We start from the raw sequence: 13,107 nt of genomic DNA, 5'->3' as shown, positions 1-13,107 counted from the left end.
AAAAGACCTATGTGGAAGGCGACCGCATCGAGCGCCCGCCGGGCGGCGGCGGGGGCAAGGGTTCGGGCCAGGGCGGAGAGGGCTCCGAGAACAGCGAGGATGCGTTCCACTTCGTGCTGACGCGGGAGGAGTTCCTCGAACTGTTCCTCGAAGACCTCGAACTGCCGGATCTGGCCAAGCGCCGCCTCTCGATCGTGGAGACCGAAGGCCTGCGGCGCGCCGGCTACACAGTGTCAGGCTCGCCCGCCAACCTCGCGCTCACCCGCACCCTGCGCAATTCCATGTCGCGGCGCATCGCGCTCAAACGCCCAAAGCCGGAGGAGATCGCGGAACTCGAAGGCCGCATCGCCGAGGCCGATCTCGGCGACCCCCGCCTCCCCGACATGAGGCTCGCCCTGCAGGCCCTGCGCGAACGCACCAGGCGAATTCCCTATGTCGATCCGATCGACCTGCGCTATCGCCGCTTCGAGCCCTATCCGCGCCCCATCGCCCAGGCGGTGATGTTCTGCCTCATGGACGTGTCGGGCTCGATGACCGAGCACATGAAGGATCTCGCCAAGCGCTTCTACATCCTGCTCCACATTTTCCTGACGCGGCGCTACCGGCACGTGGAGATCGTCTTCATTCGCCACACCGACAAGGCGACGGAGGTGGACGAGGAGACGTTCTTCGGCTCGCGCGAGACGGGCGGCACCCTGGTGTCGTCGGCGCTGGTGGAGATGAAGCGCGTCATCACCGAGCGCTACGACCCCAACGACTGGAACATCTACGCGGCCCAGGCCTCGGACGGGGACAACGTGTCGAGCGATGGCCCGACCTCCACCGAACTCCTGCGCGCCCATATCCTGCCCGCCTGCCAGCACTTCGCCTATCTCGAAGTCGGCGACGAGAACGGCCCCCGCGCCGGCTTCGTCGAGCACCGCACCACCCTGTGGCGCACCTACGAGGCTCTGGCCAAATCCGGCGGCGCCATCGCCATGCGCAAGGTCAACCATCGGCGCGACATCTACCCGGTCTTCCGCGAATTGTTCGGGCGCAAGGACGCGCGCGCCGAAGCGGAGGCGTGACGCTCGGGCATCGGCCCGAAACCGGGGAGCCGGTTTTGGGACGAGTTGGCACGATGAGGTGAACCCTTCCTCCCGCGCGCGAGGGGGAGGGGAGGAGAGCCGGAACGCTCGGAGAGAAGGACGACGATGGTCACGAACCTCCATTTCCCCGTATCGCCGACGATGTCGGGCGGCCAGACACCTCTGTTTTCCGGCAACGACTGGGATTTCGACACGATCCGCCGCATCCACGATGCCTGCGAAAAGATCGCCGGCGAGGAACTCGGCCTGTCCTGGTATCCGAACCAGATCGAGATCATCACGGCGGAGCAGATGCTCGACGCCTATGCCTCCATCGGCATGCCGCTGTTCTACAAGCACTGGTCGTTCGGCAAGCACTTCGCGCAGCACGAGGCCGGCTATCGCCGCGGGATGATGGGCCTCGCCTACGAGATCGTCATCAACTCGGATCCGTGCATCTCCTACATCATGGAGGAGAACACGGCGACGATGCAGACCCTGGTGATCGCGCACGCCGCCTTCGGTCACAACCATTTCTTCAAGAACAACTACCTGTTCAAGCAATGGACCGATGCCGAGGGCATCCTCGATTACCTCGATTTCGCCAAGGGTTTCATCACCCGCTGCGAGGAACGCTACGGTCATCAGGCGGTGGAGCAGGTGCTCGACGCCGCCCACGCCCTGATGAGTCAGGGCGTCCACCGCTATCCGCGCAAGAAGCGGCCGGACCTCGCCTCGGAGCAGCGGCGCGAACGCGAGCGGGCCGAGCATGGCGAGCAGATCTACAACGACCTGTGGCGCACCCTGCCGCAGAAGAGTGCGGGACTCCGGCCGGACGCCGCCCTGGAGCGGCGCAAAGCCCTGCTCGAACTGCCCCAGGAGAACCTGCTCTACTTCCTCGAAAAGGCAGCCCCGCGCCTGCGTCCGTGGCAGCGCGAGATCCTGCGGATCGTCCGCCTCGTGGCGCAGTATTTCTATCCCCAGCGCCAGACCAAGGTGATGAACGAGGGCTGCGCCACCTATTGCCACTACCGGATCATGAACTCGCTCTCGGAGAAGGGGCTGATCGGCGAGGCGGCCTATCTCGAATTCCTGCAGTCGCACACCAATGTCGTTCGCCAGCCGAACTACAACGAGCGCGGCTATGGCGGGCACAATCCCTATGCCATCGGCTTCGCCATGATGCAGGACATCGCCCGCATCGTGGAGCAACCGACGCAGGAGGATCGCGAATGGTTCCCCGAGATCGCCGGCACGGGCGATGCCATGGCGACCCTGCGCGACATCTGGGCGAACTACCGCGACGAGAGCTTCATCGCCCAGTTCCTCAGCCCCAAGCTCATGCGCGACATGCGGCTCTTCCACGTGGTGGACAATCCCGACGAGGCGGAGTTGCGCGTGGAGGCGATCCATGACGAGCGCGGCTATCGGAAGCTGCGCCGCTCATTCGCGAGGCAGTACGACGTCGCCTGGCTCGATCCCGATATCGAGGTGGTCGACGTCGATCTGGAAGGCGATCGCCGCCTCATCGTCCACCACAAGGCGCTGAACCGGATCACGCTTCAGGCGGAGGATGCCCGCCACGTCCTGCAGCATCTGGCCGATCTCTGGGGCTACGACGCGGTGCTCATGGAGATCGATCCGGCCACGGATTCGATCCTGGCGGAACATCACGCGGCAGCGCGGCCGATCTTCTTCTGAAGCCGCGGATATGCCGATTCGAAGCCCGATCCGTTGCATTTGACGGATCTCACTCCCGGTTCTTTCGCAGACCCCTGACCATTCTCGGGATAACGGAAGATGCGAGGTGGTCATGAATGAACGTCGGATCGATGAGCGGCGGCGTAAGGACGAGGCCGGCCTCATCGCCATAGACGAACACACGACGCTTCCCTGCATCGTCTACGATATCTCCGCCTCCGGCGTTCGGCTCATTCTTCCGGAAACAGCCCTGGTCCCCGACACCTTCATCCTGCATTCGGCGTGTATCGAAGGCATCGAGGTCTGCCGCGTCGTCTGGCGGAGCGACGAGACCATCGGCGCGACCTTCAGCAGGACGGCGGCCTGACGCACGCGTCGGAGCGGGACGGTCGCCGACTGCACAGAGGTCAGCCCGGAAAAACGAAAAAGGCCGGGGACAGCGCGCCCCGGCCTTGAACGTCAGAGCGGAGGACATCTGCTGATATGCCGATGTCACCGCGTTTTAATGGTCGGAGTAGCAGGACTTGAACCTGCGACCCCCTGTCCCCCAGACAGGTGCGCTACCGGGCTGCGCTATACTCCGTCAAGAACCGCTCTGAACTCGTCGATCACGTAGGATGCCGCTCCGGTTACCGGTCCTGAGACCGATGCCCTGACCGGGCCGCGCTACGCTTCGACGCCCCGTGAAGGGCTGAGGGGTCTTAGCTTCACGGTCCCCCATGTGCAACCCCTTTTCCGTGGCTCCGGCGCGGACATCTCGCGCCGGAGCCTGTCGTCGTCACGCGTGCGTCGGCGTCGCGTGGGGATCGTGCTTGTCGGGTGTGCCGCCATGCGGATCCTTGCCGCGCTTCTTGGCGAACCAGATCAGGATGTTGCGGATCGCCACGTAGAAGACCGGGGTCAGGAACAGGCCGAAGAAGGTCGCGCCGATCATGCCGAAACAGACCGCGGTGCCGAGAGCCTGACGCATCTCCGCGCCGGGACCGGTGGCGATGACGAGGGGCACCGTACCGAGGATGAAGGCGAAGGCCGTCATCAGGATGGGGCGCAGGCGAAGGCGACAGGCTTCCACAGCGGCGGCGACCGGCCCCTTCCTCTCCGTCTCTTCCAGCTGGTGAGCGAACTCCACGATCAGGATCGCGTTCTTCGCCGCCAGACCGATGAGCACGATCAGTCCGATCTGGGTCAGGATGTTGTTGTCCTGCCCCCTGAACTGGACCGCGCCCAGGGCCGAGAGCACGCCCGTCGGGACGACGAGGATGATCGCCAGCGGCAGCGCCCAGGATTCGTACTGCGCCGCCAGCACCAGGAAGACGAGGAGCACGCCGAGACCGAAGACGTAGATCGCAGTGTTGCCCGTCGCCTTCTGCTGGAAGGCGATCTCGGTCCAATCGTAGGCGTAGCCCTCCGGCAGGGACTGGGCGATCTTCTCCATCGCCGCGAGCGCCTGGCCGGTCGACACGCCGGGCTTGGCATCGCCCTGGATCGGCACCGAATAGAACAGGTTGAACCGCTGCACGATCTGCGGCCCGCTGATCTCGCGGATCGAGGCCAGTGTCCCCATGGGCACCAGAGCGCCGGTGGAGGAACGGACCTTGAGCTGCTCGATATCGCGCTTCTCCAGGCGGAAGGCGGCATCGGCCTGCGCGCGCACCTGGTAGATGCGGCCGAACGTGTTGAAGTCGTTGATGTAGGCGCCGCCGAGATTGGTCTGCAGGGTGGCGAAGACCGAAGCCAGCGGCACGTTCAGCATCCGCGCCATCGTGCGATCGATGTCGATGAAGAGCTGAGGCGTGTCGTTGCCGAAGGTCGTGAACACCCGCTGGACGTCGCTGCTCTGGTTCGCCTGACCGAGGATCTCGTTCGTGGCGGCCAGCAGCGGAGCGATGGCGGAGCTCTGGCGGTTCTCGATCTGCATCTTGAAGCCACCGCCGGTGCCGAGGCCGCGGACCGGTGGTGGTGGGATGAACAGGACGCGGGCCTCCTGGATCGAGGCGGTGGCCTTGAACACGTCGCCGGTGATCGCAGCCGCCGTTCTGCCCGTCGTCGCGCGCTCCTTTGCCCCCTTCAGGACCAGGAACATCACGGCGCCGTTGGTGGTGTTGGTGAAGGTCGCCCCGTCGAAGCCCGAGATGATGACGGCATCGCTGACGCCGTCGACCTTCAAGGCCATGTCGGCGGCCCGCCTCACCACGGCGGTGGTGCGCTCCAGGGCCGAGCCCGCCGGCAGCTGGACGACGCCGATGAGGTAACCCTGGTCCTGCTGCGGGATGAAGCCCGTGGGCGTCGTCGTGGCCACATGCAGCGTGCCGGCGATGATCGCGGCATAAACCACCATCATGCCGAGCAGGCCGATCGTACGGCCGGTCAGGAATTGGATCGTGGCGGCGTAGCCATGCGACAGCTTGTCGAAGCCCCGATTGAACAAGTCGGCGAGCCAGGCGACGAACCGCGTCAGGAAGAACTTAGGCTTGGCGTGTTCGTGGTGGGGCTTGAGCAGCAGCTTGCAGAGCGCCGGTGACAGCGTCAGCGAGTTGAACATCGAGATGATCGTCGAGGCCGCGATGGTGAGCGCGAACTGCTTGTAGAACTGCCCCGAAATGCCGGGGATGAAGGCGGTGGGGATGAACACCGCCGACAGGACGAGGGCGATGGCGAGCACCGCGCCGCCCACCTCGTCCATGGTCTTGTGCGCGGCGTCTCCGGGAGAGAGCCCCTCGGCCATGTTCCGCTCGACATTCTCCACCACCACGATCGCGTCGTCGACGACGATGCCGATGGCGAGGACGAGCCCGAACAGGGTGAGATTGTTGATGGAGAAGCCGAAGGCCTGCATGGCCGCGAAGGTGCCGATCAGCGAGACCGGGATCGCGATCACCGGGATCAGCGCCGTGCGCCAGCTCTGCAGGAAGACGATGACCACGATGACCACGAGGGCCACGGCTTCGAACAGGGTCTTATAGACCTCGTGGACCGATTCCTCGATGAACTCGGTGGGGTTGTAGGCGATCCTGTACTGGACCCCCGGCGGGAAGCTTTTCTTGATCGTCTCCATCGTCGCCCGCACCTGCGTGGCGGCTTCGAGGGCGTTGGTGCCCGGACGCTGGAACACGCCGACGCCGACGGCGGGGGTCCCGTTCAGGAAGGACTGCGTGGTGTAGTCCTTCTGGCCCATCTCGGTGCGGGCAATGTCCTTCACGCGCACGAGGCGGCCGTCGCTGGCCTTGACGATGACCTCGGTGAACTCTTCCGGAGTCTGGAAGCGCCCCTGGGACTGGACGACGAGCTGAAAGGCATTGTCCTTCGGCGCAGGCGGGGCGCCGAGGGCGCCCGAGGCGACCTGGACGTTCTGCTCCTGGAGGGCCGAGATCACGTCGGTGGTCGAGAGGCCGTAGGCGGACAGCTTGTTCGGATCGAGCCAGATACGGAGCGCGTATTCGCTGCCGCCGAACACCGTGATGTCGCCGACGCCATCGAGGCGCAGCAGCTCGTCGCGGATACGCAGGTAGATGTAGTTCGAGAGGTAGTTCTGGTCGTAGGTGTTGTCCGGGGACAGCAGGTGCACGACCATCATCAGGTCGGGCGACGACTTGCGAACGGTGACGCCGAGGTTGCGCACGTCGGGCGGCAGGCGCGGCTGCGCCACCGAAAGACGATTCTGCACCAGCACGTTGGCGATATCGAGGTTGGTGCCGACCTTGAAGGTGACGGTCAGCTGCATGTTGCCGTCGTTGGTCGACAACGACGTCATGTAGAGCATGTTGTCGACGCCGTTCACCTCCTGCTCGATCGGCGTCGCGATCGTCGCCGCCACCGTTTCGGCATTGGCGCCCGGATAGGAGGCGCGCACGACGACGGTCGGCGGAACGATCTCCGGATATTGCGCGACGGGCAGCGACTCGTAGGAGACGTAGCCGAGGATCAGGAAGATGATCGACGTCACCGACGCGAAGATCGGCCGATCGACGAAGAAGTGGGCAAAGCGCATCGGTCAAACCTCTCGCCACAAAGGCGCCCTGGGCCACCTCTGCGGGAATGTTTCTTCGTTCGCCGTCACGGACCCGCCGGATGTCACGCCCCTGAAACGGAAGGCGGAAACCGGCGGGTCCGGTCTAGAATGGGTTGCGCGTCAGCTGCGGCTCGGCGGCAGCGTGCTCGCCTCCGCCGTCACCTTGGCGCCCGGGCGGACGCGGGACAGGCCGTTGACGACGACGTTCTCGTCACCCTTCAGGCCTTCGCGGATCACGCGGTAACCATCGACCTTCGGCCCGAGCTTCACGTCGCGGGTGCTCACCGAGCCATCGTCGGCGACGATGTAGACGATGCGCTTGTCCTGGTTCGCGGAGATGGCCTCGTCGGGCAGGAGGATGCCCTGGAAGGGCTTCGTCGCCGGGAGCGAGACGATGCCGAACAGGCCCGGCTTGATGAAGCCGTCTGGATTCTCGACGGTGGCGCGCAGCAGCACCGTACCGGTGGCGTTGTCGACGCGGTTGTCCACGAAGTCGAGGGTGCCCTTGCGCGTCGGCTTGGTCTCGTTGGTCAGGGCGATCAGGATCGGAACGCCCTTGCCCTTCTGGGTCTGCCCCATGCCGATGCCGAGGCTGCCCTGGTATTTCAGAAAGGAGCGCTCATCCACGGTGAAGCCGAAGTAGATCGGGTCGAGGGAGACGATCGTGGTCAGCTGGGTCTGATCGGTGATGACGATGTTGCCCTCGGTGACGAGGCGCTGGCTGATACGGCCCGAGATCGGCGCGCGGACTTCGGTGAAGTCGTAATTGAGCTGTGCCTGGCGCAACTGCGCATCGGCGCTGTCCACATTGGCCTGAGCCGTCTGCGACGCCTGCCGGCGCTGGTCCGTCACCTGCTCGGAGATGTTGCCGGAACGGCTCAGCGTCTGAGCGCGTTCGAGGTCGGTCTGGGAAAAGGTCAGTCCGGCCTGGGCGGAGGTGAGGGCGGCCTTGGCCTGATCGAGGGCGGCCTTGTAGGGGCGACGGTCGATCACGAAGAGCAGGTCGCCCTTCTTCACCGTGGCGCCGTCCACGAAATTGACCTTCTCGAGATAGCCCGTGACCCGCGCCCGGACGTCGACGATCTCAACGGGATCGAACCGGCCCGTGTAGACATCGGTCTCGACGATCTCGCGCACCACCGGCTTGGCCGTGGTCACCTTCGGAGGCGGACCACCGGGGGCCTGGGCGGAAACCGGAGAGGCGAAGGCCAGAAATACGGCGGACAGGAGGATCGCGGACGACCATCCGGAGAGCGGACGCTTGATCATGTTGCTTTTCCCTGCGCCCTGCGAGCTAAAGGCACCGTTCCCGTGATGTCGTGCGCTGCCGCACATAGCCCGTGGAGCTATGGGATTGAGACGTGGAATGTTCAGGATTCGACCGTTTCCCCGGCCAGATACCAGTCCTTGAACCCACCGACATAATGCTCCTCCACCGGGATCCCGGCCGATTGGGCGGCAGCCAGGGCGTGGACCGAACGGACACCGGCCGCGCAGGAGAAGACCGGGCGACGACCGTCCTCGGCGATCAGCGCCGACAGGGCGCGCGTGTCGAAGGTGGACAGAGGGTGGGTGACGGAACCCGGAATGTGCCCGGCCGCGTATTCGTGAGGCTCCCGCACGTCGATGAGCAGGATCGAGCGATCGTCGAGTCCCCGCTTGATCGTCTCCCGGTCGAGATCGACAACCTTCATGCGCTTGGCCCTCGCTTCGTCGCCACACGGAGACTCGTGGCGAATGTTCTTATGCGTCAGGCGTCATCACGGCAAATTCCCTGTCGGACAAATGCCATCGCGAGCGTTCGGCAATACGGGCCGGAGGAGGTTCGGCGCGATAGAGCGAAGCCGTTCGAGCGGGACGGATAGGAGCGATGACCACCTCGACCTCCCGCCGATCGAATGCGTACCTTGAACAGCCTTATGGGACAGGGCGCGCGATCTACCCGGGCGCCCTCTTCGGCGCCTCGATCCCGGCGGCTACTTCATGAAGACCGCGGTCTTAGGCCGAGGCGAAACCGCTGAGAGCGGCCAGTCTTGGATCAGCGATCCCGATGGCCTGGAACAGGCTGCCCATTCCTCTTTTTTCCGACGCGGTCAGGCGATGGAAGGCGGCGTCGACCGCTTCGGCCTGTGCTTGGCTCGCCACGCCCTTCAGGCGATCCGCGCGCTCACGCAGGCCCAGGTTCAGGAGGAACCCCCGCTGGTCCAAGGGACCATCGACTCGGGCTCCCTCGCCGATCGCGGCCCTCCCGAGGGCAGCGAAATCGACATGGGTCGTCAGATCCGCCTCGCCGGGAGCCAGCAGCGGATCGGTGAAGCGATGGGCGGATACCGCCTGGAGCGTATCGCCGAATCCAGGCCGCACATGGCCGTAATCGATGGCCAGGAGCGCGCCGCCCTGAGTGACGATCCGGCGGCTCAAGCTCCGCACGATGTCGAGGGCCGGTCCCGGAACGGTCATCAGCGCCCCGACCGGCGCCTGGACCGCGATTTCCCGGTCGGGCTCCGCCGCGAGACCGAAGGCGAGGCGGCCGCCATCCGGAGAGAGGCCGACGAGGCGTTCGCACCAGCCGCGCTGCGTCCTCAGGAACTGGCGAACGGGGAGGGCGTCGAAGAACTCGTTGGCGATGACGATCATCGGCCCATCGGGCAGGGTCTCGATGCCATCGTGCCACGTGGGTGAAACGACGGCGAGACGGGACGCCTGCGCCGCCCGAAGAACGGGGCTGGTCTCGACGAGGTGAATGGCGGGCTTCCAATCGGGTGCCGCGCGGTTCAAGGCCCGCAGGGCGTCGGCCATCAGCGTGCCGCGACCGGGGCCGAGTTCCGCCAGGACGAGGTGGCTCGGTCCGCCCATGGCAGCCCATGTCAGGGCGATCCAGATACCGATCAACTCGCCGAACATCTGGCTGATCTCGGGCGCGGTGACGAAATCGCCGCGGGCGCCGAGCGGATCGCGGCTGCGGTAATAGCCGTGGACCGGATGTCCGAGGCAGAGCGCCATGTAACGGGCGATGCCGATGGGGCCGGTCTCGACGATCTCGTCGCGGATCTCGGCGAAGAGCGGCGTGGTCACGCTGCGTCGGCCCGTACGGTCTCCGCCTGTTCAGGGCGCGGCTGCGTCACGCCGCGGGCGGCGAGGACGATATAGGCGATGCCGATCAGGGCCATCGGCACGCAGAGCAGCATCCCCATGGTGATGCCGCCATAGCGCCAGTCCCCGGTACCGAAGAGGTATCCAAGCTGCCGGTCGGGTTCACGAAAAAACTCGCAGAACGTCCGGGCGAGCGCGTAGCCGAGGACGAAGAGTCCGCCGAGGAGGCCCGGCTTGCGGAAGCCGAAGGCGCGGACGGCGATGGCCATCACCACGAACAGGAGAGCCCCCTCCGTGGCCGCCTCGTAGAGCTGGCTCGGGTGCCGCGCCAGCGGGCCGCCCGAGGGAAACACCACCGCGTAGGCGAAATCCGGGGCGATCCGCCCCCACAGCTCGCCGTTCACGAAATTGGCGATGCGACCGAAGAACAGGCCGATGGGAACGACGACGGCGGCGAGATCGAGAAGGGTATAGGGAGACAGTTTTCGCGAGCGGGCGAACAGCACCATGGCCAGGACGGCACCGAGAAAGCCGCCGTGGAAGGACATGCCGCCGTTGCGGATCGCCAGGATCTCGAGGGGATCGTCGAGATAGAGCGGCAAATTGTAGAACAGGACGTAGCCGATGCGGCCGCCGAGGACGACGCCGAGGGCGACCCAGACGATGAGGTCGTCGATATCGTTGAGGCTCGGCCGCCGCACGACACCCCAGAACCGGTCCGCCGCCACCAGCCGGCGGGCATAGAACCAACCGCCGACGAGGCCGGCGATGTAGGACAGGGCGTACCACTTGATCGGGATCGGGCCGATCGCCACCGCCACCGGATCGATGGCGGGAAAGGGCAGGGCGAGCAACGGCGGCATCGGCTGGCCTCCAGGAATGGGGCCGGCTTTGGACGTGCCGGGCCTCCCGCGTCAACCCTCGGGCGACGCGGGAGGCCCATGACGGGTCAGGCGGCCCGCACCGTCGCGAGGAATTGACCGACTTCCGAACGCAGGCTGTCGGACTGGGTCGACAGATCTTCCGAGGCCGTCAGGACCCGGCCGGCGGAGGTGCCGGCCTCGGCCGCCGAGCGGGCGACCTCCTCGATATCCGTGGTCATGGCGCCGGTACCGGCCGAAGCCTGCCCCATGTTGCGGACGATCTCCTGCGTCGTGAGGCTCTGCTCCTCCACGGCCGCGGCGATGCTGCTGGTGACCATGCTCATGCTCTCGATCCGCGAGACGATGCCCTGGATCGCGCCCGACGCGCCGTTGGTCGCGCCCTGGATCGCCTCCACCTGCTGGTGGATTTCGGCCGTGGCGCGGGAGGTCTGCTCGGCGAGGCTCTTCACCTCGGCCGCCACGACGGCGAACCCGCGTCCGGCTTCGCCCGCACGCGCGGCTTCGATGGTCGCGTTGAGGGCCAGCAGGTTGGTCTGCGATGCGATCTGCTGGACCATGCCGACCACGTCACCGATGCGCGTTGCGGCGACCGACAGCGTGCGCATGGTCTCCGCGGTACGGCTTGCTTCCTCGACGGCGGAGCGGGACATGTCGGCGGCCTGCTCGACCTGACGTCCGATCTCCTGCACCGTCGCGCCGAGCTCCTCGGCGGCGGCGGCCACCGCGTTGACGTTGCCGGCGGTCTGGTGGGCGGTGGCGGCGACCGACGTCGAACGGCTGACCGTGCCGTCCACCGTCATGGTCATGCTGTTCGACGCATCGTGCAGGCTCGCCGAGGCGGACGACACGCCATCGACGATGCGGCCGACGGAGCGCTCGAAATTGTCGGCGAGTTCGTTGAGCAGGGCGCGGCGCTCGATCTCCGCGCGCATGCGGGAGGCCTCGGTGGTGCGAAGCTGCTGAGCCGCATCTTCCAGCGAAATGTCGCGGATGGTGACGACGGCGCGGGCGATGTCGCCGATCTCGTCGGCACGACGGCTGCCGGGAACCTCTTCGAGGATCTCGCGGCGAGCCAAGGCCTGGAGGGCACGAGCGAGGGCGCCGAGGGGCCGGACGATGCTGCGGGCGAAGAGCAGGCCGAGAAGAGCGGTGGCAGCGAGAACCGCGAGAGCCGACATGAGCAGCGACTTCGTCAGGCTATCCACGGAATGGAGCGCCTCGCCCTGGGCCTGCTCGGCGACGATGGTCCAGGGCGAACCCAGCATCGAGATCGAGGCGGTGGCGGCCAGGCGGGCCTTGTCGCCGCTGCCGTAGACGAAGGGCTTGCCGGACTTCAGGTTCTCGGCATCGAGACCCGTCGTCGCGACGGGCATGCCCGCCTTCGCGGATGCGTTCAGGGGCGGGTTGCCGCGCAGCAGGCCATCGGAGCCGACGGCCATCACCTGTCCGGTGGCACCCAGGCCGTTTCGCTCGGACAGCGAGGCGTCGAACAGGGCGGGCGTCACGCGCAGCACGAGAAAGCCGATCCGCGAGGCGGCCTGGCCGGTTCCCATGGCGACGTTGGCGCGACGGTAGATGCCGCGACCGAGGAAGGCGGAGGGACCGGAATCGGCGGGATAGGCAGTGAAGTCCTGCGTCAGAACCGTATCGGGCTCAGCGGTCTTCAGGCGCTCGATGAGTTTGGCGAGGCCGGTCTTCTGAAGCTCCGGCTCCGACAAGTTATGGGTGAAATCCGCACCCTTCGTGGTGGTGTAGACGATGCGCCCTTCTTCATCGACGAAGAGAAGGTCGGCATAGCCGGGACGCTCCACGAGCTTGCGCGCCACTTCCTGCACTTTCGCATGGCGACGGCCATACATGGTGCCGGTGCCCTCGACCGCCATGCGTTCCTGCGCGGTCGTCGGGCTGGTGAAGGCCTGCACGAGGCCGGCATAATCGGCCTTCGCCGGATCGAGTGACTCAACCAGATCGCCGACATTGCTCGAAACCTGATTGTTGCCGGCGGTGGCCGCCAGATCGCCGCGTGCCCGATCGGCGATCAGTTCCAGGCCGATCTTGCGGGCCGTGGCGGCGAATTCCAGTCGTTCCTGCACGGCGGAGATCAAGCCGGACTTGGCTGAGTACCAGCTCAGGCTGCCCATGACGGCGGTGCTGACCATCGCCAACCCCACGATGATGACGGGCAGGCGGACATTGAGACTGCTAACGATAGACATAAGAACGGAAGCCCCTCGATAAACTGGGGTGCAAATTATCCTATGACAAATTTAGAAAACGTTCCTCCGGGGCGGGGCTGCGTACTTTTCATGCTCGAAAAATGCTGTTTCGGCATTGCCCGGCCTCCATGAGGGAA

Annotated in this window: 9 protein-coding genes and 1 tRNA gene; 3 read left to right on the top strand and 7 right to left on the bottom strand. The window is 65.9% G+C overall.

The features are described from left to right. The 3 genes from MBTS_RS13790 to MBTS_RS13780 all read left to right on the top strand — a co-directional run. Positions 1–1,067 (top strand): YeaH/YhbH family protein (locus MBTS_RS13790; protein ID WP_192215875.1); only part of this gene is annotated, 1,067 nt, incomplete at its 5' end. 126 nt (positions 1,068–1,193) lie between these two features. Next, on the top strand, positions 1,194–2,768 hold the full coding sequence (locus MBTS_RS13785) for a SpoVR family protein (RefSeq protein ID WP_192215874.1): 1,575 nt from the start codon (positions 1,194–1,196) through the stop codon (positions 2,766–2,768). A gap of 112 nt (positions 2,769–2,880) precedes the next feature. Further along, positions 2,881–3,135 carry a PilZ domain-containing protein gene (locus tag MBTS_RS13780; protein ID WP_018042332.1) on the top strand — a complete coding sequence of 85 codons (255 nt, stop codon included), beginning with the start codon at positions 2,881–2,883 and terminating at the stop codon, positions 3,133–3,135. Between the two features lie 139 nt (positions 3,136–3,274). Here the strand turns inward: MBTS_RS13780 and MBTS_RS13775 are convergent. From MBTS_RS13775 to MBTS_RS13745, 7 genes are all read right to left on the bottom strand, one after another. Beyond that, positions 3,275–3,351 (bottom strand) — tRNA-Pro (locus MBTS_RS13775). A gap of 195 nt (positions 3,352–3,546) precedes the next feature. Then, positions 3,547–6,756, bottom strand: coding sequence for an efflux RND transporter permease subunit (locus MBTS_RS13770; RefSeq protein ID WP_018042333.1), 3,210 nt, complete (start codon positions 6,754–6,756; stop codon positions 3,547–3,549). 141 nt (positions 6,757–6,897) lie between these two features. Further along, positions 6,898–8,046 (bottom strand): efflux RND transporter periplasmic adaptor subunit, encoded by a 1,149-nt coding sequence (locus MBTS_RS13765; RefSeq protein WP_018042334.1) that lies wholly within the window; start codon positions 8,044–8,046, stop codon positions 6,898–6,900. A gap of 101 nt (positions 8,047–8,147) precedes the next feature. Further along, on the bottom strand, positions 8,148–8,471 hold the full coding sequence (locus tag MBTS_RS13760) for a rhodanese-like domain-containing protein (protein ID WP_056158741.1): 324 nt from the start codon (positions 8,469–8,471) through the stop codon (positions 8,148–8,150). Between the two features lie 304 nt (positions 8,472–8,775). After that, positions 8,776–9,852, bottom strand: a complete 1,077-nt coding sequence (locus MBTS_RS13755) for a class I SAM-dependent methyltransferase (protein ID WP_056145867.1) — start codon at positions 9,850–9,852, stop codon at positions 8,776–8,778. After that, positions 9,849–10,733: a prolipoprotein diacylglyceryl transferase gene (gene lgt / locus MBTS_RS13750; protein WP_192215873.1), complete on the bottom strand. Its 885-nt coding sequence runs from the start codon at positions 10,731–10,733 to the stop codon at positions 9,849–9,851. Before lgt ends, MBTS_RS13755 begins: the two co-directional genes overlap by 4 nt. A gap of 86 nt (positions 10,734–10,819) precedes the next feature. Continuing rightward, entirely contained in the window at positions 10,820–12,970 is a 2,151-nt protein-coding gene (locus tag MBTS_RS13745) for a methyl-accepting chemotaxis protein (protein ID WP_192215872.1), read from the bottom strand. Between the last annotated feature and the right edge of the window lie 137 nt (positions 12,971–13,107).

The organism is Methylobacterium bullatum (genome assembly GCF_014845095.1).
Classification (GTDB): domain Bacteria; phylum Pseudomonadota; class Alphaproteobacteria; order Rhizobiales; family Beijerinckiaceae; genus Methylobacterium; species Methylobacterium bullatum.
The sequence above is the reverse complement of the archived record's forward strand: the minus strand, read 5'-3'. Positions and strand labels throughout refer to the sequence as shown.